The sequence below is a fragment of the Microlunatus sp. YIM B11417 genome, from assembly GCF_059617205.1.
Genome location: NZ_JCAMPJ010000001.1, coordinates 731,764 through 753,495 on the forward strand (window position 1 = coordinate 731,764; position 21,732 = coordinate 753,495).

A 21,732-nucleotide genomic window follows, 5' to 3' on the forward strand; every position below is an offset into this window, starting at 1 on the left:
GATCAGTGGGTCGTCCTCATGGCCGCCAGGATACGCCGACGACGGAGCTCATCGACGTCAGTACGGACCAGAGAACGCAGGGAACGGTCCAGCGCCAGACCGAGGATCCGGTCGGCCAGGCCCGGGTTGCGGGCCAGCACCGGGCCCTGCAGGTTGGTCCCGACCACCGACCCGGTCACGGCGCCCTCGGTGCCGTCGCCGCAGTTGCCGGAGCCGACGCTGATCATCGCCAGCGGATCGGCGCCCGGCCCGAGATGGGTCAGCCCGGAATGATCTTCGTAGCCGGTCAGGATCTGCGGATCCGACGCGGCCTGGTCGGCGTCCAGTCCGGGCTCCGGCGGATGCGTCTCCTCGGCCTTCGGCCGCTCCGCTCCCTTCCGGTCCGCCGCGATCCGGTTGCCGGCCAGCAGATGCAGGCGTCCGACCACCTCGCCGCGCGCGGGTTCCGGGCCCGGAACCGTCTCGATGTCGAGCAGTCCGAGGCCGTCGATCCGGGCACCGTCGGGCGCCGGGAAGGAACGGCCCAGCAGTTGATAGCCGCCGCCGGTCGCGAACACCAGGGCCCCGCCGGTGGCGGCCCGGGCCAGCCGGCCGTCGGCGGCCAGCAACTGGACGGCAGCGACCTGGGCCGGGCCCTCCGCGCCGCCGATCAGGTACAGCCGGGCGTCGTCCGGCACCGGCTGATCATGGCCGATCAGCCGCAGCCGGGGCCGGAAGCCGCGCCACGCGAGCCGACGGGCCAGCACCTCCGCGTTGCCGGCGTCACCGGGAGCCCGGAGCAGGTCGGGGTAGACCACGACGATCCCGACTTCCTCGCCGGGTGTCTGGTTCATGATCGGCCGCCGAGCCGGAGCAGGGCCCGGAACGCGCCCGGGGTTGCGATCACGTCGGCACCGCGGCGGTGCCCGGCGAGGGCGGCGGCCAGCTCCGGGACGTCCCGGCAGTCCAGGCCGGCGTGCCCGAGCCGTACCGCGACGTCCGGGGCGCGCGGACCGGTGGCGATCATGGTCCGGCCGGCCAGCGGAGCCGGATCGCAGTCCCAAAGCCAGGGCAGTTCGCTATCGTCGGTGGCCATGATCACGGTAGGGTTCTCGATCATGGAAAGGGCGTCGGTGAACTCCGCGGGGTGGCGGGCGACGATCAGCCGCGCCATCGTCTCGCCGAGCTTGATCGGAGCGAACCGGCCGAGCGCGTCGTCACACTGGCGCATGCCGACGAAGACCGTACCGGCGTTGATGCCCAGCGTTCCCGCCGTGGCCAGGGCGAAGCAGGCCTGATCGATGATCAACCGGCCCGGCAGCGGTAATCGGGGATCCCAGACCTGACCCTCGGCGTCGGTGATCTTGCCGTCCTGCACGAGGTAGTCCGGCTCGGGCTGCCGGTAGTCGCGCCGCGGGCAGCTCCAGCCGGGATGATCATCGGTGTTCCAGGTCAGGATCGAACCGCAGCCCGGACACAGGAGTTGATCATGGTACGTCCTGGTGCCGCGAACCCAGATCGTCCTCCGGGCGGACCCGGCAGCCAGCACCGTCATCGGGTCGTCGGCGTCGGCGATCACCGGGACCACCGCATGGATCCGGTCGATCGCCGCGCGTAATCGGCGGGCCTGGGCGTAGCGCTCGTTCGGGGCCACGCCCGAACTGTTCACCAGCACGATGGCCCGCGGCAGGTCGCCGGTCGAGAGCAGTTCCACCGCGTCGTCGGGCCGGGTGGCGAGGACGGCCAGTTCCGGGACCACGCGATCGGTCAGTGTGGCGACCACCCCGTCCAGCCCGTCGTCGGCCTCGGTCTGCGCGAGCGGTCGTTCGTGGGTGCCGTGCGAGGCCCGTACCGCCGCCACCAGCAGGCTGGACAGCACCGTGGTCCCGTACTGCCCGACGACCAGGACCCAGGGCTGGCGGCGGACCACCCGGGAGAGCGCGGCCGGGTCGACCCGGCGGATCACCTGGCCACGCAGCGCGGCACCGTCCTGGCGGGTGATCCGGCTCGCCGCAGCAGCGACGCGGCCGGCCAGGGACGCCACTCCGAAGCGGGCGCGCGACGATGCAGCGGTCGCGGGCACCCCCCGATGCGCTGCTGTGGTCCGTTTGCCTTCCGGCCCCCTGGACATGGGCCCTATTGTTGCCGATCCATCAATCGGACGCGGACCGAACTGGGCCTGCTGCGGCTCAGGATCGGCTCAAGTCCCCTAGGAAATGGCCCTGACCAGGGGCGAAGCCTTCGTCCCCGGCTGTCGCTGGAGTGCGCCGGCACTGTGGACAACGTGCTCGCGACTCACCACGCGGACAACGTGGAACCCAGCGCCGGGTCTCGTCGGCGCGAAGTTCCACCCTCGGGCAACGGCCACGTTGGGGTGCCGTCGTACGCGTGCCGAGGTCCCGAGTTGATATCAGCAGCGCTCGGCGGGGTGACCTGCTGGCGCAGATAGGGGACCATGGATGCTGACGGACGATGCGGTCAGACGCCGGCAGGCGGGTTGGGACGGGAGCTTGCCGGCTTTCCGGTCGGGGGTGCGACCGGGGACCGGTACGTTCGGCTGTCCTGAAGTACATCCAGTGCGGGAGGATGATCATGGTCGAAGCATGGTGGCAGCACGGTGCGGCGTCGATCCTGTCGACAGACGACGACGTGGACGCAATGATCGACAGCATGGTCCGGGCCGGCGCCGACTACTCGGTCGCCTCGCTGACCTGTCCGGACCGAAAGACCCTGCCGAGCGGACTGCCGGATCACGAGCTCCGGATCGCGGCGCTCTGCAAGAACGGCGGCATCCTGTACGGCGGCCCGATCGACGGTCACGACGGCACCTGGTACGCGGCGGGCGCCGTGTCGGACCAACCGCCGGTCGAGTACTACCACCTGGGCAAGGACGAGGAATGGCCGGCCGACTCCCTGGTCCCGGTCGACCTGGTCCGAGCCGCGGTGAAGGACTTCATGATCAACGGCGGTGACCGGCCGACCGGCGTCGAGTGGCGGCCCTGGCCCGGCTGAGGTGCCGCCGCCCGGGTGATTTTCGCGTAATCGCCGCGCGAGCACCGCGGTCCGGAATAGCATCCTTCCACCTTTGAGCGTGGGGGCGTGCGGAATGATCACTGGTCGTGGGGGCCGGGACAAGCGGGTGCCGTTTCGGCTGGCGGCTGACGGCTGGCCGGCGTCTTTGCAGCGGGGGGGGGGTAGCTCGACGAATGTTCGTCGACAACCCGGCCGTCATCACCGATCCCGGCGTGACCTGGCAGCAGTTCGAGCGGGCCATGTTCAACATCCACCTCGGCGGGACGGCCAAGATCACCTGGCGCGGACGCCAGACGGCGGCTGATCAACTGCTGCTGGACCACGTCCCGCTCGACGGCGCCAGGATCGTCGAGATGGGTGCCAGTGACGGGAGTACGGCGGTCGATCTGATCGACCGGCTCGGCGACCGGTTCGCCTCGTACCTGATCACTGACCGGTTCGTCCGGATCGAGGCCGCGAAATACGGCGGCTGGACGATTCTGTTCCGGGACGGTCTCGGCGTGGTCGTCGCCGGCCGCAGAGTCGTCGCGTGGCCGCAGATGGCGCCCTGGATGGCGAGGGCGCTGGCCCCGATCCTGGCCGCCGCGGCACGCCGGCCACGGTCCGAGATCCTGATGCTGAATCCCGAAGCCCGAGCGATCCTCGACCGGGACCCGAGGGTGACCTGGGCCGAGCACGACGTCTTCGTACCGCTGGCGGAACCGGCCGACGTGATCAAGGTCGGCAACCTGCTCCGCCCGGTCTACTTCACCGATGATCAGATCCGGGTCGCGCTGCGGGCGATCCATGCGAGTCTGGCCGGGTCGGGACACCTGTTGATCGCGGACCATCTCCGCGAGTCCGCCGGGAGCCTGTTCCGGCGCACCGAGACCGGATTCGTGGCGGTGGCCGTGACCGACCCGCGATCGGAGATCCATGATCTCGTGGTCGAGCCCGGCCTGGTCGGCGACGCCGTACGAGCTCCTGAGATCGAGTAGTCAGTTGTGCAGCGACACGCCGCCAGAACGCCTGCTTTTCTGACCGGTCGGCGAAAAAGGGGGGGTGGGGGACGAGCCGGTCGGTAAGCCGGATTCCATGTGAACGTCGCCTGACTAGGGAACTTGTCCCGCCTGCTCCGTCTCTGCTCCGTCCCAGAACGTCAGACGCTGGACGAATGGGCGGCCCGGATGCCGCGGAGCAGGTCCCGGAACCCGCCGGTCGCGGGCTCGGCCGGGAACCGCTGCTGCAGCTCGTCGTCGAGTTCGCTCGCGACGAGGACCAGCGACGGCAGCGACACCCGCTCGGTACTGAGCGCCGCGGTCCCGAGCGTCGCGGCCTGCTCGAGGTCGCCGGCCCGGGCGGCGACGGTGCCGAGGGTGATCCGGGCCTCGGCCATCCGCATCGGTGACTGCTCGGTGCCGTCCGGCCGGCGCCCGGCGGCGAGGACCTCGCGGGCGTGCTGCTCGGCCAGGTCGTCCTGGCCGGCGATCCGGAACGCGTCCATGGCGTAGAAGTCCCACTTGGCCGGGTCGACGACGAAGTGGTGGTCGGTCCGTTCCGGCCGGGGGAGGCGGGCGAGGATCTCGCGGCCGAGGTCGAGGGACTGGACCAGGTTCGGGTCGCCGATCCGGGCCTGTGCCTTGGCCTGCTGGGCGATCAGCTGGACGTGCACGCTATGGCCGCGGTCGGCGGCCCGGCCGGCCTCTGCGGCGGTGATCACGTCCTGGTAGCGGCCCTGGGTCAGGGCGTACCAGGCGGCCATCTCCCACGACCAGCCGACGATCTCGCTGTTGCCTGCCTCGTCGCCGATCGAGCGGGCGGCGCGGCGGGTCGTCTCGGCCGCGGTCCTCATGCCGAGGTCGTACTCCAGGCAGCCGATCAGCAGCGCCAGCCACCCGGCCGAGACCAGCAGCTCGGTGTGCTCGCGCAGGCCGACCGGCTTCCGGACGAGCCGGCCGACGTGCTGCAGCCAGCCCTGCGCCTCGGCCCGCAGCTGGGCGGCGTTGCGGTAGGGGTACTGGCAGCACAGCTCGGAGACGGTCGCCTGCAGCGCGTCGAGCGTGCCGGGCGCGGTGTCGGAGGCCTGGATCCGGCCGAGGAGTTCGGCGGTCTGCCACGGCTGGGTGTCGTGCTTTGCGGCCTGGTCCATGTGCTCGGCGGCGACCAGGAGCCCGCCGGCGCCGAGGGCCCGGTCGACGGCCCGGGCGAACCGCTCGTTGGGCGGCTTGTTCCCGCGCTCGACGTTGGAGATGTAGCCCTTGTTGTACGCGGCCAGCTGGGCCAGCGTGGCGAGGGACATGCCCCGGCTGTTGCGGAACTCGCGCAGCTGGTCACCGAAGGTCATGCGGGCGGGCGGGGGGTTACCTGTCGCCCGTTCGGACGAGGCGACGGTAACCCCTGGCTGGTCGGGGTCGGTGGGGCGCAGGGTCGGATCCATGGTCCACATTTCTGCGGCGGGGTCTCGGTCGATCCCCATTGTTACAGGTCCGCCGGAGCCTGCCGTGTCGGTCGCGTCACAGCTGCGCGTACAGCTGTGGTTCGGGCCGCACCTGCTGCACAACTACCGGGCCGACGCCGCGGCCGCCGAGGAGTACGCCGCGGCGATCGGCCGCCGCTTCCCCGGGCTGACGATCAAGCTCGATACGGAGGTCAGCGACGACCTGGCGACCATCCCGTGTGAGCAGCTGTGGGGTGTCCTGACGCCATGACCGACGCACCGACGCCGCGCACCGCCGAGAGCACGGCGAGCCTGTTGCACGCGGCCTGGGAGACGGCCCGGTCGCGGCAGCGCAGTCCCGGCGCGCTCGCCGCCGAGAAGGATGCCCGCGAGACCCTCGAGCGGTGGCTCGATGATCATGGGCTGGCCGGCGGCCGGTGGGACCCGCGCTAGTCAGGGTGGTGTTCGGGCACGACGAACGCGATCAGGTCCCAGCCGTCCGGGATCTTCGCCCGGGCGAGTTCGCGGGCCTCGTCGTAGTCGGCGGCCTCGGCTTCGACCTCGTCGATCTCGGCCGGGTCGGTGTCGGTCTTGCGGATCCGGGCGATCACCTTCATGCGGTGAACTTTGCCAGACGTTGACCGTTTCGAACAATCGTTCGATACTCGGGTCATGGGTGGGTACGGACGCACGCCGGCGTGGTGGGAGCAGCTGGCCCCGAAGAACGAGCCCGACGTGGCGAACGAGGAATGGCCGCCCGGCCAGACCGCCCGCTACCTCCCCGAGATGGGCCGCGTCGAGGTCGAGGCCCGGGTGGTGTGGTCCGACGGCACCGAGGAGTGGATCCGCGGGTACGCCACGAAGTGGGTACGGCCGGTCGCCCTGGTCGAGCTCCACGACCCGCGCCGCGCCAGGGTCTGGCTTCCGGCCGCAGACGTACGTAGGCATGACGAAACGCCCCCACCCTCGGTATGAGGGTGGGGGCGGTGTCGCTCCAGGATCCGGTGGTCAGGTCGTCTGTGGGCTGATCTTCAGCACCCGCATCAGGTAGCTCAAGATCGTCACCAGTGCGGTCTTGGCCAGCGCGAGGCCGACCGCTCCCCACTGGATCGTGGCGACAGTCTCGGCGTTCGTGATCACCGGGTACAGGAACACCACCGCGGCGATCAGCAGGTCGGTCAGCAGGCCCTGCAGGAAGGTGCGGACCGCCCGGTGGAGGGCGTCGCGCTTGGTGTCGTCGGCGGTCTCCGCCGGCGGCGTCGGTTCGGTCATGATCATCACTTCTTCCGGCGCAGGTACGCCTTGGCGAACCAGTTGTCGTGGGCCGTGACCAGCCAGGTCCGGCGCTTGTCGGTGACCTGCTTGATCACCGTGATGTCCCGGCCCGGCTTCGCCTTGATGTTCTTCCGGGTGCCGCGCTTCAGGCCCCACAGGAACGTGGAGACCTTGTCCGGATCGACCTCCCAGACGCCGGGGATGCCATCGCCGGCCGGCTTCTCGCCGCCGCCACCGCCCGCGCCCGTCGGCGGGGCGACGTAGGCACCCGTGGCGAAGAAGACGTGCACGTGGTCCGTGTGCGGGTTATCGCCGTGGTACGGCTGCGCGGTCGACGGCTTGCCCGGGCTGGTCGAGCGGATCGTCCGGTTCCAGATGATCCACTTCACGCCGAGGCGCTTCCGGTTCGTCCAGAGGTAGGCGGCGAGGAAGTCGCCTGCCGCCTTGCCTCCAGCCGAGCCGGTGATCATCAGGTCCAGGGCCCGGCCGGTCGGATGCTCGGATCCCCGGGTGCCGATGCCCCAGAGTCGGGTCATCTTGTAGCCGGCGGCTGCGGCGACGTCCCACAGCTCCTCGGCTTTGTCGCGGGTCGGGCTGGTGACCTTGCCCAGCGTGGAGAGAGCGGACTCCTTGCTCATGCCGGTTGGTCCTCCTCGGCGTCATCGACTCCGACGCCTTCGCCCTCGGCGTCGTCGTCCGAGTCGTCCTCGTCCTCGCCGGGCTCTGGGTCGTGGTCGTAGTCCTCGTCCAGCGGCGCGCCGTCGGCGCCGGGCTCGTTCTCGATCTCGTCGAGCTCCGGGCGGACCTCGTCGGTCGGGTCGGTCATGGTGATTCCTCCTGGGTGGGTTCCTCCGTCGGGGTGACGGTGATCGTGGTGGTGGGTCCGGGCTGCGGTGCGCAGGCGCCGGCGTCCTCGTCGGTGGTGCCGTCGGTGTAGGTGATGCGCCAGCGGCCGTCGACGCACTCGGTATCGGCGATGCCGCGGCCGTCCTTGCCGGGTGCGCCGTCCTTGCCGTCCTTCCCGTCATGGCCGTCCTTGCCCGGCTCACCGCGGCACGCCCCGTCAGCGCAGTACGCGGCCACGCCGGCGGCGATCTGCGCGTCGGACGGCCCGGGTCCCTGGTCGCCCGTGTCGCCCTTCTCGCCGCGGCACTGGCCGTTCGCGTCGCAGTAGCCGGCGATCGCCAGCGCGGCCTGCTCGGCGGTCACGTTCTTGCCGTCCTTGCCCGGCGTACCGGGCCGGCCGGACGGTCCCCGGCAGCCGCCGTTGTCGCGGCAGAACGCCGCCACGGCGACGCCGATCTGCTCGAGGCTGGGCGGCTGAGCATCCCGGCCGTCACGCCCGTCCTTGCCGGGAATCGGGGCGACCGCGCCGGCGGTAGGCGTCGGCGGGGCTGGCGGCGGGGTCGGAGCCGGAGGGACGGGGACCGTGGCCTCGCCCGCCCGGGCGAGCTTCGCGTTCGCCTCCTCGGCCGCTTCACGGGCCCGGTTGCCGTCCTCGACCAGCTGCCGCACGACCGCGTCCCGTTCAGCGGCCCGGGCGGCGTTCTCCTTGCTGAGGTTGCCGAGGTTGTTGACCATCGCGGCGTTGACCGCGAACATGATCACCAGCGAGACCCCGAGCAGGCCTATCGCCAGCAACATCTGCGACTTAAACGACAGTCGTCTGATCGTCATCTTCATCGTTGGCCTTCTCGTTGTGGCGGAGCATGGTTTCGAACGACCGCTTCAGAGACGGAGGAACGTGCGGGAGGATCGGATTCCCGAGGATGGTTCCGGTTTCGAACCAGTCCCAGGTCCGCTGGAGCAAGATCATCGCGTTGCTGTAGGGGGCGTTCGCCCGCCGCAGCGCGGCGACCGCGAGGATCACGCCGCCGATCGCGGCACCGACTGCGGTCACAAGCCCCGCGATGAAACCCGACTCCACTTCGCCCTCCTTACGCAGTGGTAGACGAGGACTCCGTGCACGGCGGCCAGGAACAGGAACGGCGGCGCGGTGATCCCCGACGTTGTGCCGATCACGACTCCGGCGATGAGCGTGCCGAAGAAGTTGATCGAGAAGACGAACCCGACCAGGTGGCCGACGATGCCGATCGTCATGCGCCACCGCTCATCGCTGCGGGTCCAGTGAGTGGTGATGATCAACAGCGCGCCCAAGATCAGGAAGGGCATCGACCAGGAGGCGACCGCCTCGAACGGGGTCACGCGGGACGGGGAACGGTTCAGCAGACCGAACAGCCTGCCGATCATCTCGCCGGCGAGGGCGAACCCGGTGATCTGGGCCAGCCAGGCGATCGGGTTGGTCTGGCGGTCGGTCGGGATCGGCGTCGGCGTGTTCATCCCTGGCCGGTCTTCCACGCGGTGACGTGCCGGTGCTCGTACTGCCACTGCACGGTTCGGATCCCGTCGAGGGTCTGATCGGCGATCACCTTCGTGCAGCGTTCGTCGGTGTCGGTGGGGAACAGGCCGGCGGTGATCAGCGCGTCGATCGCGGCCGCGCCGGTCTTGCTGCCGATCGCGGCGATCCCGGCCGTGCGGAGCTCGGCGGGCGTCACGTGACCGACGCCCATCCGGTGTTGCCGACCCCGGTCTGCTTCAGGTAGCGGGTCGTGCCGGCGCCGCCACCGGTTCGGGTGTAGCTGGTGCCCGGCGGCGCCGCGACCGCTCCCTCCGGCGCGGCCGTGCCGACCATGACTGGCTGGTAGCCGGGCAGGACCTGTAGCCCGGTGAACGATCCGGCGGCTGCCGCGGGCGCGGCGATCTGGAGCTCGGCCGCGTAGCCGGACGCCGCGAGCCGCGAGATCGCATCCCCCGCCTTCAGCGTGCCGAGGTAGATCATCGGGCCGGCCGACCCGGTCGCTGTGATCCCGTCGAGCTCGACGGCGGTTCCGGCCCCGGTGGCCCGGAACACAGGGATCGCGAGAGTGCCCTCGACAACGACGTTCCGGACGGTGACCCGATTGCTGCCCTGCCCGTACGCCGAGGCGGTGGTGATGAACCCGCGGCCGGTGCCCGTGTCGGTGGCGCAGACTCCGATCGCGTAGACGCCGTCGATCAGGATGTCGTCGCAGCCGAAGTCGAGCACAATGTCGTTGGCGTACTCGCCGGACCCGCCGCGCAGCACCAGGTTGCGGATCTGGACGTTGCGGTAGCCGGAGACGGCGACACCCTCGATCACGGTGTCGGACGGCTCGACCGACTTCGGTTCGGGGTCGATCGATTCGCAGTCGAGCAGCGCGACGTTCTTCGCCCAGCTGATCTTGCCGACCGGCAGGGTTGACGGGTTGGCGTGGAAGATGTGGAAGCTGGTGCGGCACCTGAACGCCCGGCACCGGATCAGGGTCACGTCGCGGGCCGGCGCGGTCTGGGTGTGGCCCTTGACCTGGAATCCGGCGTTGTGGTCGTACACGGTGCAGTCGACGACGGCGACCCGGTAGCAGCCCTCGTCGATCTCGATGCCGTGTTGATCACCCGAGTTGAGCGGCCGGGTGCGTTCGACCACGCACTGCTCGATCAGCAGGTCGGACGAGTCGTGGCAGGTGATCGGGTCGTCCCGCACGCTGTCGGCGGCGTAGCAGCCGGAGATGATCACCCGCTGCGACGGGCCCGGCACGACGTAGTTGACGTCACCGTCCTCGCCGGGCAGGTAGGTCGGCTGGTACTGCGATGCGCACACGTCGATGCAGTGCAGGTAGCCGTTGATCGAGCGGACGTTGATGATCTTGGAGTCGCGGACGGTCGACAGGCGGATGTTCGATCCGTGGGTGTCGTTCGGCACGGTGAACGGCCGGTCGTGGCCGCGGCCGTCGACGGTCAGGTCGCGGATCGTGATCCCGGTCAGGTAGGTCGTGTGCTCGGTGCCGTCGGTGAGCGTGTTCGCGGACTGGATAAGGTTCAGGTTGTTCGGCATCGACAGGGCTGCCCGGATGATCGATCGGTCCCGGCCCATCCCGGCCAGGGTCTGGCCGGCCTTCAGCCGGAGGCTGCCGGAGATCAGATAGGTGCCGGGCGGCAGCAGCACGGTGTCGAAGTTGTCGAGCAGCCCCTGCAGGATGGAGGTGCAGTCGGTGACGCCGTCGGCGACAGCGCCGCGGGCGATCGCGTCGACCCCGGCCCGGTCTAGCCGGGCCGAGACCGCTGCGCCGGCACCACCCAGCTGGGGCAGCCCGGGCCAGGTGGCGACGCCGTCACCGACCCGGGCCTCGACGGTGCCGTCACCGTGCCGAGCCAGGACCATCTGCCCGTCGAGCGGAACGAGCGGTGAACCTTCCCAGACGGTGACCGGGCCGCGGGCGAACTGGACAGGACTCTCGGACACGATCCCTCCCTCAGACGGCGGCGCCGGTGGCGTCGCGCCACGCGGTTCCGTTGGACCAGAGCGGTTTGCCGAGGGTGGAGTCGTAGATCATCGCTCCGGCCCCGGCGGTCGAAGCGGACGGCCGGCTACCGCTGGCGTAGGTCGCGGTCCGGACGAAGCCACCCGCGGTGATCGCGCCGGCTGCGACGACGTTCGACCCGGCCGCGCCGAGCTGGATCTGGTTGTTCGCGCTGGTTGTCGCGTTGGGCCCGATCGCGACCGAGCTGGTGTGCGTGGTGAGCGCGTTGATGCCGAGCGCGACGCTGGACGCGCCGTTCGCCTTCGCGGTGTGGCCGAGCGCGGTGGCGTTGGTGACGGCCTCGGCGGCAGGACCGATCGCGATCGCGTTGTTGTAGTTGGTGATGTTGGCGTACGGGCCGATGGCGATGCCCTCGGTACCGGAGATCCGGGTATTGGCAGCGCCGTACCCGATTGCGATGTTGCGTCGGTTCGTGCTCGCCGTCGGCGCGACGACGCCGCCGGTGAAGTTCTCCAGCGCTCCGTACCCGATGGCGACGTGGCCGTCGGTGTGGGTGGCGAGCCGGAGCGCGTTGTTGCCGAGCGCCACGTTGTAGTTGCCGGACGCCATCTGGAGCATCGCCGACGCGCCGAGCGCGGTGTTGAAGCTGGCCTTCAGTCCGTCGCGGAGAGCGCCGTCACCGATCGCCGTGGAGGACCGGACCAGGAAGCCATGCGCGAGCGCGTTCGTGCCGGCCGCGACGCACTGGCTGGACTTCACCGCGTGCAGCAGCGAGTTCCTGCCGAGGCCGACGTTGTCGGCGTTGTCGTTCTCGTTCACCGCGACCTGCGCCGGCGAGCTCGGCGTGCCGACCAGGTCGGCCCGGGCCGTCGGCCACCGGTCGGCCGCGTCGATCCCGGCCAGGCTGTACGCCGGGTTGCCCTCGAAGAAGTCGTGCTGGTGGGCCAGCGGGTCCGGGTCGCCGGCCCACTTCCCGGCGTTGGACCCGACGAACGTGTTCCGGTCGGCCCAGACGGAGAACATGCCGGCGTCGGTGCCGACCCACACGTTGCGGCGGGCGTTGCCGTTGGTCTCGGTCACGCCGGGCCGGTCGTAGTCGCCGAGCATCTTCCCGGCGCCGGACCCGATCGCGGTGTTGCGCTGCGACTTGCTCGGGTTCATCAGCGCGTTGGTGCCGACCGCGACGTTCGCGCCGGACTCGTCGCCGGCGTTCAGCGCCGCGCCCTGGCCCAAGATCACGATGTTGCGGTGGCCGTCGCCGATCATCTGCGAGTTGATCGGCTGCGGGACCCACCGGTCGAGCCGCTGGATCTCGCCGTCCATCCCGGCGCCGGTGAACACCAGCTGGCCCTCGCCGAAGAACCGGCCGTCGGGCAGGTCGGTCGACGCGGCGGTGATCTTGTACGTGCCGGTGGGCACGTAGCCGCTCCGGCCGGCCGACGCGATCGCGACGAACGCGGCGGTGTCGTCGGCGATCCCGTTGCCGACGGCGCCCGCGGTCTTCACGTTCACCGCGAGCTCGACCTGCTGCGCGATCGCCTTCGCCTCGTTCGCGGTGACGACGGCCGCGTCGATGTCTTCCTGCGCGGCCGCGAGCATCGCGTCGACCTGGACCTGCAACTCGGCGAGCGCGACGCTGGTCTCGACCTGCACGATCTGCTTGGTAAAGGTCGGGTTGACCGGCCACCGGACGCCGTCGATCTCCAGCCACAGTGTGGCGGTCTGATCTTCGGCGAACCAGGCGAACCGGCCGAGGCTGTTCGCGGTGACCTGGCCGCCGGTCGCGTCGCCTGGGGTGAGCGGCGGCACAACCGCGAACGTCGCTGTGTACGGCGACGAGTCGAGCACCGAGCCGTAAACGGTGGCGACCGTGCCGGGCTTGATGTTCCCGGCCGGGTCCTGCATGACGTCGCCCGGGGTGAAGCCGTACAAGATCATCGCCATGGGTCAGCCCTTCCGCCAGGTCTTGGTGGCGGTGACGACCGTCCCGGCGGACCCGTCCAGCGTTCCGCCCGGGTAGATGTGGGTGACTGCGACGTTGCCGTTGACGGAGACGTTGATGTTGCCGCAGCAGGAGGCGAGGAACTGGACCGGGACCTGGCCGAGCACGGGCTTGACCTGTGAGGGCAGCAGCATCACGGGGATGTCGGAGATGTTGCCGCCGTTGGTCGGGTTCCCGACCGCGTTGTCGCCGGTGTAGGTGGCACGCAGATAGAAGTCGATCCGGCCGTTGTACTTCGACCAGCGTGACGCTACGTCGGACCACCCGGTCGCCCACACCGTCTCCGGGAACGTCTGCCAGTCGGTGAATTCGTACAGGGTGACCCAGCCGGGCACGGTGACGCCCTCGACGACGGTGAAGGTCCGCAGCCATACGTACCAAGGCGCCTGGGTGGTGCTGACGACAGAGCCGGCAGGCAGGTCTCCGTACTTCGAGTCGCGGTCGCCGATCGACACCGCGTGCAGCAGGATGTTCGGGTCGATCGCGTCGACGATCTGCTGCATCTGCGCAGGGCCTGCCGGTCCTTCCGGGAAGGTCGGCACCGGGATCTTGCCGAACGGACTGAGGTTGGGCACGACGGACAGCCCCCTTCGGGTCGGATGATCATGGAAGATGAGTGATCAGGAAGCGTTGAAGTTGATCACCAAGCGACCGGCGGAGCCGGTGAACTTCATGTAGTCGCCCTGGCCGGAGCCAGAGACGAAGAAGCCGCGCATCGCACCGGACGCGAGCAGGTCCCGCCAGGCGGCGGGGAGCGTGTAATTGCGGGCCTGATTCGGTTCGAGCTTGAACGGCGTCCGCGGACCCTCCGACTTGGGCGGCTTGCCCTTGGTCTGGCGATCATGCAGACCGAGGTGCACCGGGACGCCGGAGTTCCAGCCGATACCGCCACCGGCCCGGGCCAACCTGATCACCATCGACTTCACGGACTTGCCGGCGCAGGCGTCCTCGATCGCGTCGCCGTAGAACCAGCCGCCGAGCCAGTTCCCGAGGCTGGTCCACGATCCCTGCAGCACATCGGATTCCGTCTGCCCGGACGGCCGCCATGACCCGCGGGCGGTCGGCTCCAGAGTGATCGACTTCGGCGCGGTCTTGGCCGGCGGCTTGGTCGGCTTCGTCGGCGCGGTCGTCGGCGGGGGAGCGGCCACGGCCTCGTCGAAGTAGATGTCGCGGCCGCCGCTGCCAGTGTCGCGGAAGTAGACCCCCGCCGCCGGCCGCCACGACGGATCCGACGGCGCGCCGGTACCCCAGCTGATCTGGGGGACCGGCTTGATGTCGCCGCGGACGTCCTCGTCGCCGGCCTTGAAGTCCACGGTCAGCGAATCGGTCGCCGCTTCGAGCTGCTCCACCGTGGCGAACGGAGGCGCCTCACCGACTGACGATCGGAACATGACTTCCCAGTTGCCGGACGGGGCACGCATCACCCAGACCGGGTCGCCGATCGCCCGGATCGGGTAGCCGGACGAGCACGGCACCTGCTCGATGATCGACGTCCCGAACGCGAGGTTCACCGTGCCGTCGTCGCCGACCGCCGACACCGTCGCGTACATGATCGGCAGCGCGGCGGCGATCATCTGCTGAATCTTGTCCTGCAGGTCGCCGGAGCTGCTCACAGCGACTCACCGTCCAGCCCGACCTCGTCGGCCACGTCGGAGATGTCGCCGGCGAGCCGGGTCTGCTGGGTCCGGGTCTGGCACTGCATCGGGCCCGGCGTTGAGGAAAGGTCGAACGGGACCGTGTCCAGGATGATCTTGTGGTCGCCGTCGAACGCCCGGACGATCCCGACGTCGCCGGCCCGGACGGTCGGGTCGTGCAGCCGGCCGAACGTGAACGACCGCCGGACACCGAGCCGGTTCGCCAGTCGCGCCCGGGCGACGTTCTCCGCCTGCGCGACCGACGTGATCATCTGCGACTGGTATTCCGGCGCGGCGATCTCCCCGAACCCGCCGTCGTCGATCGCCCGGCCGACGTAGGTCAGCGACGCTGCGTCGGTGTCGCGGGCGATGCCCGGGCCGATCACCGCGCCGCCGGCGGTCCCGACGACGACCTCGACGTTGTACACGCCCTCCGACGTCAGCTCCTCCGCGGCGCCGAGCGAGACGCCGAGCTCGCCGTCGGTGACGGTCCAGGCCGGTTCGTCCTGCAGCGACGGGACCGGCGCGACCTGCCAGATGCCGGTGCCGTCGACGAAGACCCGGCCGCCGAGCGCTTTGCCGACCGACCGGGAGTCCCGGTCGCCGTCGACGGTGGCCCACCGGTCGGTGACGGCGACGAGCCGCGGCAGTTCCAGGTCCTTGTCGATGTCGGGATGCCAGTTGATCGTGGCGTCGCGCAGCACCTCGGTGATCAGGCCGCGGCGGCGGCCGAACTCGGCCCGCGGGTTCTCGATGATGTCCTGCGCCGATGCCGGCTGGATCGTCCGCGGCTGGTACAGCCGGGCCCGCTGCACGTAGGACTCGAACGACTGCCCCGTCAGCTGGATCAGATCATCGGTCTCGGACCGGGCGCACGAGGCGCACCGGTAGACGCCGAGCCCGACGAACTCCGGGTTCTCGTACGGGCTGAACCGGATCCCGCGCAGGATCCGGAACCGGGTCGTGAACGGGTTGATCCCGTCCCGGCCGAACGGCACGTCGGTGATCGCGATGTCGCAGGTCCACCGGATCTGCGAGGTCTGCGAGTTCGTCGCGGTGCCGGACACGAACGTCGACGGCCGCCACTCCCGGCCGCCGTCGTTGGACCAGTCCACCCGGGTCACGAACTGGGGCGACCCGTCGCCGCGCAGCTGCGCCATGAACCGTGCCGACGGCATCAGGGTGCGCCCTCGTCGCCACCGCCGCCAGTCTCCGGGATGATCGAGTCCGGGATCGGTGGCGCCGTGATCAACAGGTCCAGCCATGTTGGGACGATGGTCTGCAGGTGATCCCACGACAGGTACGCGGCGTTCACATCGGCCCACGAGTGGCCCGGCACGTACAGCGGCGCGCCCTCGGTCGGCGGCCGGCGGCACGGGTTGAAGGTGATGGTCACGGTCCGCCGCTGGTCGTAGGCGCCGACGTGGTAGGCCCATTGCAGCCGGCCGAGCTTGGCGAACTCGTCCGGGATGCCGTACAGGTGGTGGGTCTGGATGAGCATCGGGCCAGCGCTGACCAGGTCCTGCAGGGCGCGGAACTCGGCGTGGGTGTAGGTGCGGAACGTGTACGTCATGGGCTGCCGGACGGGGACGTCCCAGCCGCCGGCGAGGTACTCGCTGCCGGGGATGGCCTGCCCCGAGTCGCGACCTTCGAGCGCGCCTTCGGGATCCGGGCCGCGGCCCTCGAGCCTCAGCTGCAGCGGGGTCGCGACGGACTTGATCCAGAAGTCCTGCTCGTCGTCGACAGTCGGCGCGGCCAGTTGCACTCCCTGCGACGGCGGCCCGTCGACGAGTTGCCCGGCCTGCCAGAACACGGGGATCGCGTACCAGGCCGACGGCACCCCGCCGGGCGCTTCCCGGTCGTAGGCGACCGCGGTGCCGCCGGGGGCGGTGGCGTCGTGCCCGGACCGTACCGGGACCTGGGCCAGGCCGCGGACGAACCGGACCTTCCGCGGTGCCGGGTTCAGGTCGGAGAAGTTGGCGTACAGGAACACGCCGCCGCCCTCGGGGTGGGTGATGGCGCGGAGCCGGCCGTCAGCCGACTCGGCCTGCACCGGCAGCTGCGGCGTGGTGGCGCCGGGAGGGACGACGACCGGCATCAGTGCGACCTTCCGATTCCTCCGACAAGATCACCGACGACCCGCTCGGCCGCCGGCCGGGCGATGCCCTCGATGTAGGCCTGCCCGTTCCGCAGGGACAGCGCGCCCTCGATCCGCATGCCGTCCAGCGCCTGCCGCAGCGCGCCGACGTCGACCGCGGGGGCTGGCTGGACGTAGCCGCCGCCCGCGTAGCTGCGGGTGTAGTGCCGGGCCGGGCGCTGCGTGCCGTAGTTGATCTCGTGCAGCAGCGACAGGTTGCGGGCGGTTGCCGCGGCGTTGATCACGTACTCGCCCGTCGAGAGCCGGGCCGGGATCGAGTCGGACGTGGCCGTGCCGGGCCCGGTGACGAAGCCGCCGCCGGCGTAGCGGCCCTGCCCGGTCGCGCCGAGGTAGCCGAGCTTGTCCGCGACGTCCTGCAGGCCCTGGCTGACCTTGTTGAGCTCGCCGATCAGCGGCTTCCCGCCGGAGATGATCTCCGCCGCGAGCTCGCCGCCGCCGTTGACGCCCATCCCGATGATCTGCTGCAGCAGCGTCTCGGACAGGCCCCGGCTCCGGAGCGTCTGGATCTGCTTCAGGAACCCGCCGACGTCCTTCGTACCGGTCCGCATGAGGTCGATCCACGACCGGACGTCGGTCGAGTTCGCCTCGTACGCGGACCGGAACTGGTCCGACATCGACCGGGCCGTGTCGGCGACCTGCTTCTGCGCGTCGGCGAGGGCCTGCTGGGCGTCCTTCAACTTGTCCGCGGCGGCCTGGTTCCGGTCCTGCGCAGCGGTCAGCTTCTGTTGCGCGGCGGTCCGTTCCTTCTCGGCCTTGGACAGCGCGGTGTTGAGCTTGGCGAGGTCGGCGGTGTTGCCGCGGCTGATCTTGTCGCGCCGGTCCTTCGCCGCGTCGAGCCGGTCCTTGACCTCGGCGGCGTGCCGGTCGGCCGCCGTCTTGCCCTTCGTCGCGTCGGCCGCCTTCTTCGCCGCCCGGTACTCCTTCTCCAGGTCAGCGACCCGATCCCGGGCACGCTTCAGCTGCTCGGCGTTCGACCCGCGGGCATCGTCGCGGGCGTCCCGGGCGCGCAGGTACGCGGCGTTGGCCCGGTCGTACGCCTTCCGGACCGGGTCGCCCTTGTCGACCGAGTTCTCCCACGCGTCGCGAGCCTTCGCCACGGCGGCGGTCAGCTTGCCGAGGTCCTTGATCGGCTGCTCGATCGCCCGGATCAGCTTGACGATGATCGACACGTCGAACTGGGTGGACCGGCCGAACGCGGACGGGGCGACAGGGCCGCCGGTGGCGTAGCCGCCCATCGTGCCGCCGAGCGCGTTCAGCTTCGCCAGCAGCGTCGGCCCGATCACCTTGGCCGCCTTCTCGCGCAGCACGTACTCGCCATTGCTGGCCCAGATCGGCACCCGGTCATCGGTCGGGCCGCCCGGGCCGCGGACCGGGCCGCCTGCGGCGAGCCCGTTCCCGCCGCGGAGGTAGTCCTGCCACTGCCAGACCGCGCTGCCAGCCCCGTACCCGGCGCCCGGGCCGAAGATGCCGTGCATATGGCTGACCCAGTTCCCGAGTCCGGTCCGGTCCCACAGCTTCAGGCCGTGCCGGATCCCGGCACGCATCAGCGCCGAGTCGACCCGGGCGTCGATCGCATCCCCCTGGTGCGACGTGCCCGAGTAGCTCGTGCGCGGACGGAAGCCGCCCTGGAAGATCACGAACTGGCGGCCGGCGTCCTTCTCCGTCGCTGCCAGTGTCGCCGCGGCGAGGTTGGAGAACGTGTGCCCGCGGAACGTGGTGAGCCCGCGGGGGTTGGAGACGTCGATCTTGGTGTACGCGCCGCCAGGGATCTCGGTGGCCAGTTCGGCGGCGGCCTTCCTCAGCTGGCTCGCGGCCTCGGAGATCATCTTCTCGCCGGCCTTGCCCATCCGGTCGGCAGCCTTGGCCAGCGGGTCGTCCAGATCGAGCTTGCTGGCCGACGGGAACGCCGAGTTGACCGTGATCTTGCGCGACACGCGGCCGCCGTCGTAGAAGCCGGGCAGGGTGCCGGTGCGGTTCAGATGATCAAGTGCGCCCGGGTGCGAGGCTTCGAACCGGCTGCGGGATTCCTTCCGGACAACGAACTCGTCGCGGTGCACGACACCGGCCGGCTCGTACTTCCCGCCCGGACCGGTCCAGCCACCCTCGTGGTAGCCGCCGGGTGCAGGGTTGGCCGAGACAGTCTTGTTGCCGATCTTGATCGCGGTACCGGTCTCGAAATCGAGCGTGGTGCCCTTCACACCGAACGAGGCGGTGATGTTGATGACCTTGTCTTCGAGGTCCCTGATCTTGGTCTTCAGGTCGTCGATTTCGCCCTGGGCTTCCTTGATCCCGGGCGCGTCGGTCTTGACGTTGAGTTCCTTCGGTGCCTTCGTGACCGACCCGGCGAGCTTCTCGACCTCCTCGCGGTTCTGCCCGGCCGCGTCGGCGTTGTCGAGGATCTGCTCCATCCCCTTCTTCATTTCCTCGCGGGCCGTCTTGTAGGCGCGTTCGGCGGCCTGCTGCTGGGTTTCGCCCTTCCGGACCTCGGTGTTCTCCTTGAAGTTCGCGGCGACCTTCGCGTTCAGCGCCTCGACGGCGTCGACGATCGCCCGACGGTTCCGGCGCCCGGCCTCGGTGCCGGCGTCCAGCGACTTCGCGCCCTGGATCTCGGCAGCAGCCGCCCGCAGCGCCTGCTTCTCGTTCATGCCCTCGGCCTGGTACTTCTTGACGAGTTCGTCGCGGTTGAGCTTCAGCGACCCCGAGATGTTGTCGAGTGCCTCTTCGTAGGCGACCGTGGCCCGCTCCCCGGACAGGGCGCCCTCGTTCAAGATCGTGAACTTGTCGATCATCTTCTGCGTCTCGTCCGCGAGTGTCTGTGTCGCGGTTTCGAGCGCGTCGTACTTGGTGCCGAGGTCCTTCACGGTCAGTGCCAGGTCGCTGGTGCTGGTGTTGGCCTGTGCTGCTGCGGCGCCCTGCCCGGACATCGCCTGGGTCAGATCGGACACGTTGGTGAAGCCGCCGCCGGCGGCCTCGGCGGCCTTCCTGATCTTGTCGGAGTACTCCGGGAACAGGGCGACGAGTTGATCAAGGGGGATCTGCTGCTCTTCGGCGATCTGGCGGATCTGATCGAACGTCTTCGCTGCTTCGGTCCCGTCCATCGCGGACAGTTGGCGGTCGAGCTCGGAGAAGGTGTCCTTGGCGTCCTGAGCCATGGACGACATGCCGAACAGCCCGGAGACGGCTCCCTGCACGGTGTTGCCCAGGTTGACCTGGCTGACCGCCTTCATCGCTTCGCCGACGCCGTTGATCCGGTCCTTGATCAACACGCCGGACTCGAACTGGAAGAGGTCGTCCAGCGACTTCCGGTCTTGGTTGGTGTTCAGGTCGTCCAGGGCCTTCGTGGCGGCCTCGACTGATGGCGTGAATTCGCCGATAAGTGACTTCGCTACAGCGCCGACGATCTGCATCGCGGCGAACGAGGCACCCGCGAGGGCTGCGGCCTTGCCAAGCCCGGTGATCGACGAGGCTGCCCGTGGTGACTCGGCACGGAGTGTGCGGATCGACGTAGTCAGCCCAGCAACTGCCGTGACGGCCTTGAGCGCGCCACCGCCGAGGAGCGCGAACGCGGCAACGGTCGCACCGATCGCGACGACTGCCTGCTTCGCTGGGTCGGGGATGTCACCGAACAGGCCGGCGAACTCGGCGATGCCGCCAGAGATGTCCCGGACGATCGGCAGGATCTCCGCGCCGGCGTCGATCGCGGCGTCCTTGATCCCGTTCCAGGCGATCTTGACCTGGGACTCGGTGGTGGCGTACCGCTTCGCGGCTTCCTCGGCGAGCGCCGTGTTCTCCTGCCAGGCGGTGTTGCCGGTCTCCAGCGACTTGGACAGCAGGTCCCCGGCCGACGCGAGCCGGCGCAGCGCGTCCGCTTCGCGGATGCCGGTGATGCCGAGGGACTTAAGGATCGCCGTGGTGTCGCCACCCTCGCGCTGGACACGGCCGAGCCCGGAGATGAACTGCTCGACGGCCGCGCCGGCGTCCTTGGTGAACGCGTCGCGGAACTCTGCTCCGGTCATGCCTGCGGTCTCGGCGAGCGTTTCGAGCTTCGCGCCGCCGGACCGTACGGCCTGCTCGATGCGGAGGAAGCTGGTGGAGATCGCGGTGCCGCCGGCCTCGGCTTCGATCCCGACGGACGCGAGCGCGTTGGCGTAGGCCAGGACCTGGGTCTCGTTCAGCCCGATCGTGTTGCCGGCGCCGGCGATCCGCTGGCCCATTTCGACGATCTGCCGCTCGGTCGAGGCGCCCTTGTTACCAAGATCAACAATGGTCGCGCCGAGCCGGTCGACGTCCTGTCCGGACGTGCCCATAATGTTCGAGAACTGCGCCAAGCTGGTCGCGGCTTCGTCCGCGGTGAGGTTCGTCGTCTCACCGAGGTCGATCATGGTCTTGGTGAACTTCGAGATGTCGGCCGTCTTCACACCGAGCTGCCCGGCCGCCTCAGCGACAGCAGCGATCTCGCCGTGCGCCGCGGGCATGGTCTTGGCCATGTCGCGGAGTTCGTCCTGCAGGTGGCCCAGTTCCGCGGCGGACCCGTCGACGGTCTTAGTGACCCCGGCCCAGGCGGACTCCCAATCCATGGCCGCCTTGCCGGCTGCAGCCAGCCCGACGACGCCTGCCGTGCCGATGCCGAGCAGGGTCGTCGAGATCCGGTCCAGTGAGGCGGACTGCTTGTCCAGCTGGGCGAACGCATCGCCGAGGGACTTCACCTTCCGGCTGTCGGGGATTGAGTCCTTGACCTTCTTCGACGACCGCGACACCCGGTCCAGCCCGTCCGCGGTGCGGCCCATCGCACGCAGCGACAGCGCCAGCTTGTCGGCCGACGAGGCGGCCCGGTCGAGGTCGGTGGGGAACGATCCGAGGTCGGCCTTGATGGCGACGGCAACGCTGCGATCGGACAT

Annotated in this window: 23 protein-coding genes; 5 read left to right on the plus strand and 18 right to left on the minus strand. The window is 70.0% G+C overall.

Features of this window, described 5'->3' with window-relative positions:
- Positions 1-2: 2 nt before the first annotated feature.
- Together AC6CCG_RS03600 and AC6CCG_RS03605 are read right to left on the minus strand one after the other, a co-directional pair.
- Positions 3-833: a type 1 glutamine amidotransferase gene (locus AC6CCG_RS03600; protein ID WP_496653073.1), complete on the minus strand. Its 831-nt coding sequence runs from the start codon at positions 831-833 to the stop codon at positions 3-5.
- A complete protein-coding gene (locus tag AC6CCG_RS03605) occupies positions 830-2,062 on the minus strand; it encodes a hypothetical protein (RefSeq protein WP_496653074.1) in 1,233 nt (410 codons plus the stop codon). Before AC6CCG_RS03605 ends, AC6CCG_RS03600 begins: the two co-directional genes overlap by 4 nt.
- A 503-nt stretch (positions 2,063-2,565) precedes the next feature.
- Here AC6CCG_RS03605 and AC6CCG_RS03610 point away from each other — a divergent pair.
- Together AC6CCG_RS03610 and AC6CCG_RS03615 are read left to right on the plus strand one after the other, a co-directional pair.
- A complete protein-coding gene (locus tag AC6CCG_RS03610; RefSeq protein WP_496653075.1) occupies positions 2,566-2,991 on the plus strand; it encodes an Imm1 family immunity protein in 426 nt (141 codons plus the stop codon).
- Positions 2,992-3,185: 194 nt separating this feature from the next.
- On the plus strand, positions 3,186-3,989 hold the full coding sequence (locus AC6CCG_RS03615; protein WP_496653076.1) for a hypothetical protein: 804 nt from the start codon (positions 3,186-3,188) through the stop codon (positions 3,987-3,989).
- Positions 3,990-4,150: 161 nt separating this feature from the next.
- On the opposite strand, the gene AC6CCG_RS03620 is transcribed toward AC6CCG_RS03615, so the two are convergent.
- Positions 4,151-5,335 (minus strand): helix-turn-helix domain-containing protein, encoded by a 1,185-nt coding sequence (locus tag AC6CCG_RS03620; RefSeq protein ID WP_496653077.1) that lies wholly within the window; start codon positions 5,333-5,335, stop codon positions 4,151-4,153.
- Between the two features lie 157 nt (positions 5,336-5,492).
- Here AC6CCG_RS03620 and AC6CCG_RS03625 point away from each other — a divergent pair, with 157 nt between their 5' ends.
- Positions 5,493-5,699: a hypothetical protein gene (locus AC6CCG_RS03625; RefSeq protein ID WP_496653078.1), complete on the plus strand. Its 207-nt coding sequence runs from the start codon at positions 5,493-5,495 to the stop codon at positions 5,697-5,699.
- On the plus strand, positions 5,696-5,881 hold the full coding sequence (locus AC6CCG_RS03630; RefSeq protein ID WP_496653079.1) for a hypothetical protein: 186 nt from the start codon (positions 5,696-5,698) through the stop codon (positions 5,879-5,881). The genes AC6CCG_RS03625 and AC6CCG_RS03630 overlap by 4 nt, the downstream gene beginning before the upstream one ends.
- Here AC6CCG_RS03630 and AC6CCG_RS03635 read toward each other — a convergent pair.
- Positions 5,878-6,045: a hypothetical protein gene (locus AC6CCG_RS03635; RefSeq protein ID WP_496653080.1), complete on the minus strand. Its 168-nt coding sequence runs from the start codon at positions 6,043-6,045 to the stop codon at positions 5,878-5,880. The two genes, AC6CCG_RS03630 and AC6CCG_RS03635, sit on opposite strands and share 4 nt — an antisense overlap.
- Before the next feature lie 55 nt (positions 6,046-6,100).
- Between AC6CCG_RS03635 and AC6CCG_RS03640 the strand changes: the two genes are divergently transcribed.
- On the plus strand, positions 6,101-6,403 hold the full coding sequence (locus AC6CCG_RS03640; protein ID WP_496653081.1) for a hypothetical protein: 303 nt from the start codon (positions 6,101-6,103) through the stop codon (positions 6,401-6,403).
- Positions 6,404-6,436: 33 nt separating this feature from the next.
- Here AC6CCG_RS03640 and AC6CCG_RS03645 read toward each other — a convergent pair whose 3' ends face one another.
- Genes AC6CCG_RS03645 through AC6CCG_RS03710 form a run of 14 tightly spaced genes read right to left on the minus strand, consistent with a single transcriptional unit; the run spans position 6,437 to position 21,732 of the window.
- Positions 6,437-6,700, minus strand: a complete 264-nt coding sequence (locus tag AC6CCG_RS03645) for a hypothetical protein (protein WP_496653082.1) — start codon at positions 6,698-6,700, stop codon at positions 6,437-6,439.
- Between the two features lie 5 nt (positions 6,701-6,705).
- Complete coding sequence (locus AC6CCG_RS03650; RefSeq protein WP_496653083.1) at positions 6,706-7,341, minus strand: VldE C-terminal domain-containing protein; 636 nt, start codon at positions 7,339-7,341, stop codon at positions 6,706-6,708.
- Complete coding sequence (locus AC6CCG_RS03655; protein WP_496653084.1) at positions 7,338-7,529, minus strand: hypothetical protein; 192 nt, start codon at positions 7,527-7,529, stop codon at positions 7,338-7,340. Before AC6CCG_RS03655 ends, AC6CCG_RS03650 begins: the two co-directional genes overlap by 4 nt.
- The gene (locus AC6CCG_RS03660; RefSeq protein WP_496653085.1) at positions 7,526-8,386 is read right to left on the minus strand and encodes a hypothetical protein; all 861 of its coding nucleotides are present in this window, start codon (positions 8,384-8,386) and stop codon (positions 7,526-7,528) included. The genes AC6CCG_RS03655 and AC6CCG_RS03660 overlap by 4 nt, the downstream gene beginning before the upstream one ends.
- Positions 8,355-8,630 (minus strand): hypothetical protein, encoded by a 276-nt coding sequence (locus tag AC6CCG_RS03665; protein WP_496653086.1) that lies wholly within the window; start codon positions 8,628-8,630, stop codon positions 8,355-8,357. Before AC6CCG_RS03665 ends, AC6CCG_RS03660 begins: the two co-directional genes overlap by 32 nt.
- Complete coding sequence (locus AC6CCG_RS03670) at positions 8,600-9,043, minus strand: hypothetical protein (protein WP_496653087.1); 444 nt, start codon at positions 9,041-9,043, stop codon at positions 8,600-8,602. Before AC6CCG_RS03670 ends, AC6CCG_RS03665 begins: the two co-directional genes overlap by 31 nt.
- Positions 9,040-9,273, minus strand: coding sequence for a hypothetical protein (locus AC6CCG_RS03675; RefSeq protein ID WP_496653088.1), 234 nt, complete (start codon positions 9,271-9,273; stop codon positions 9,040-9,042). The genes AC6CCG_RS03670 and AC6CCG_RS03675 overlap by 4 nt, the downstream gene beginning before the upstream one ends.
- Positions 9,255-11,021, minus strand: coding sequence for a right-handed parallel beta-helix repeat-containing protein (locus AC6CCG_RS03680; RefSeq protein WP_496653089.1), 1,767 nt, complete (start codon positions 11,019-11,021; stop codon positions 9,255-9,257). Before AC6CCG_RS03680 ends, AC6CCG_RS03675 begins: the two co-directional genes overlap by 19 nt.
- 10 nt (positions 11,022-11,031) lie before the next feature.
- Positions 11,032-12,984: a hypothetical protein gene (locus tag AC6CCG_RS03685; RefSeq protein WP_496653090.1), complete on the minus strand. Its 1,953-nt coding sequence runs from the start codon at positions 12,982-12,984 to the stop codon at positions 11,032-11,034.
- 3 nt (positions 12,985-12,987) lie between these two features.
- A complete protein-coding gene (locus AC6CCG_RS03690) occupies positions 12,988-13,617 on the minus strand; it encodes a hypothetical protein (protein ID WP_496653091.1) in 630 nt (209 codons plus the stop codon).
- Between the two features lie 45 nt (positions 13,618-13,662).
- Positions 13,663-14,655 carry a hypothetical protein gene (locus AC6CCG_RS03695; protein ID WP_496653092.1) on the minus strand — a complete coding sequence of 331 codons (993 nt, stop codon included), beginning with the start codon at positions 14,653-14,655 and terminating at the stop codon, positions 13,663-13,665.
- The gene (locus AC6CCG_RS03700; RefSeq protein WP_496653093.1) at positions 14,652-15,941 is read right to left on the minus strand and encodes a hypothetical protein; all 1,290 of its coding nucleotides are present in this window, start codon (positions 15,939-15,941) and stop codon (positions 14,652-14,654) included. The genes AC6CCG_RS03695 and AC6CCG_RS03700 overlap by 4 nt, the downstream gene beginning before the upstream one ends.
- The gene (locus tag AC6CCG_RS03705; protein ID WP_496653094.1) at positions 15,854-16,774 is read right to left on the minus strand and encodes a hypothetical protein; all 921 of its coding nucleotides are present in this window, start codon (positions 16,772-16,774) and stop codon (positions 15,854-15,856) included. Before AC6CCG_RS03705 ends, AC6CCG_RS03700 begins: the two co-directional genes overlap by 88 nt.
- Positions 16,774-21,732 (minus strand): phage tail tape measure protein, encoded by a 4,959-nt coding sequence (locus AC6CCG_RS03710; RefSeq protein ID WP_496653095.1) that lies wholly within the window; start codon positions 21,730-21,732, stop codon positions 16,774-16,776. The genes AC6CCG_RS03705 and AC6CCG_RS03710 overlap by 1 nt, the downstream gene beginning before the upstream one ends.